The following is a 1,396-nucleotide window of genomic DNA, read 5'->3' on the forward strand; positions in this document are numbered from 1 at the left end:
TGGCAGCGGGCGGGGATGGCGGGGGTCTTGGCGAGGATCTCGGAGACGGGGTAGCGGGACTCGCGGCGCACGGCCATGAAGATGCGGGGCATGACGGGGAAGTGGAAGGCCATGTGGCACTCGTCGCCGCCGCTCGGGAAGTCGCCGAAGTAGTCGACCACGTCCTCCGGCCACTGGTTCGCCTCCGCCAGCAGAACGGTGTCCGGGTACATCATGTCGATCTCGCGCCGGACACGCCTGAGGAACTCATGCGTGGCGGGCAGGTTCTCGCAGTTGGTGCCCTCGGCCGCGTAGAGATAGGGCACCGCGTCCAGCCGGTAGCCGTCGATGCCCAGGTCCAGCCAGAAGCGCAGGGCCGCCAGGATCTCCTCCTGGACCGCCGGGTTCTCGTAGTTGAGGTCCGGCTGATGGGAGAAGAAGCGGTGGAAGTAGTACTGGCCGCGGACGGGATCGAACGTCCAGTTGGAGGCCTCCGTGTCGACGAAGATGATCCGCGCGTCGGGGTACTGCTTGTCGTCGTCGGCCCACATGTAGTAGTCGCCGTAGGGGCCGTCGGGATTCTTGCGGGACTCCTGGAACCACGGGTGCTGATCGCTGGTGTGGTTCACGACGAAGTCGATGATGACGCGCATGCCCCGCTGATGGGCGGCGTCGACGAACTCCACGAAGTCGGCTAGGTCACCGAACTCCGGCAGCACCGCCGTGTAGTCCGAGACGTCGTAACCGCCGTCGCGCAGCGGGGACTTGAAGAACGGCGGCAGCCAGAGGCAGTCGACGCCGAGCCACTGCAGATAGTCGAGTTTCGCGGTCAGGCCCTTGAGGTCGCCGATGCCGTCGCCGTCGCTGTCCTGGAAGGAGCGCACCAGGACCTCGTAGAACACGGCGCGTTTGAACCAATCCGGGTCCCGGTCCTTGGCGGGTGTGTCCTCGAAGGTGTCCGGGACGGGGTCGTTGACAGTCATGACGCTCTGGGCCCTCCGATCTGTGGCGAGACGGACGATCGCTCGACATGGAGCACATGCGCCGGTGCCCGGCCGGGTGTGAGGCGCACATAGTTGGTCCCGCCCCAGTGATAGGTCTCACCCGTCAGTTCGTCACGCACCGGCACCGACTCGTGCCAGTCCAGGCCGAGTCGCGGCATGTCCAACGAGACCGTGGCCTCCTGGGTGTGGTGCGGATCGAGGTTGGCGACCACGACGACGGTGTCCGAGCCGGTGCGCTTGCTGTACGCGATCACGGCGTCGTTGTCGGTCGGGTGGAAGGTCAGGTTCCTGAGCCGCTGCAGCGCGGGGTGGCGGCGCCGGATGGTGTTGAGGCGGGTGATCAGGGGGGTGAGGGTGTGTCCGTCGCGTTCGGCGGCGGCCCAGTCGCGTGCTTTGAGCTGGTACTTCTCCGA

The 1,396-nt window shown here is 66.5% G+C and carries 2 protein-coding genes; both read right to left on the bottom strand.

Annotation, left to right across the window (positions count from 1 at the left end; genetic code table 11):
- A partial coding sequence (locus AB0I54_RS48135; protein WP_363302753.1) for an alpha-amylase family glycosyl hydrolase occupies positions 1-962 on the bottom strand: 962 nt, incomplete at its 3' end.
- Positions 959-1,396 (bottom strand): alpha-glucosidase C-terminal domain-containing protein (locus tag AB0I54_RS48140; protein WP_363302754.1); only part of this gene is annotated, 438 nt, incomplete at its 5' end. The genes AB0I54_RS48135 and AB0I54_RS48140, both read right to left, overlap by 4 nt.

Origin of the sequence: Streptomyces sp. NPDC050625 (genome assembly GCF_040654755.1) — a bacterium.
Lineage (GTDB): Bacteria > Actinomycetota > Actinomycetes > Streptomycetales > Streptomycetaceae > Streptomyces.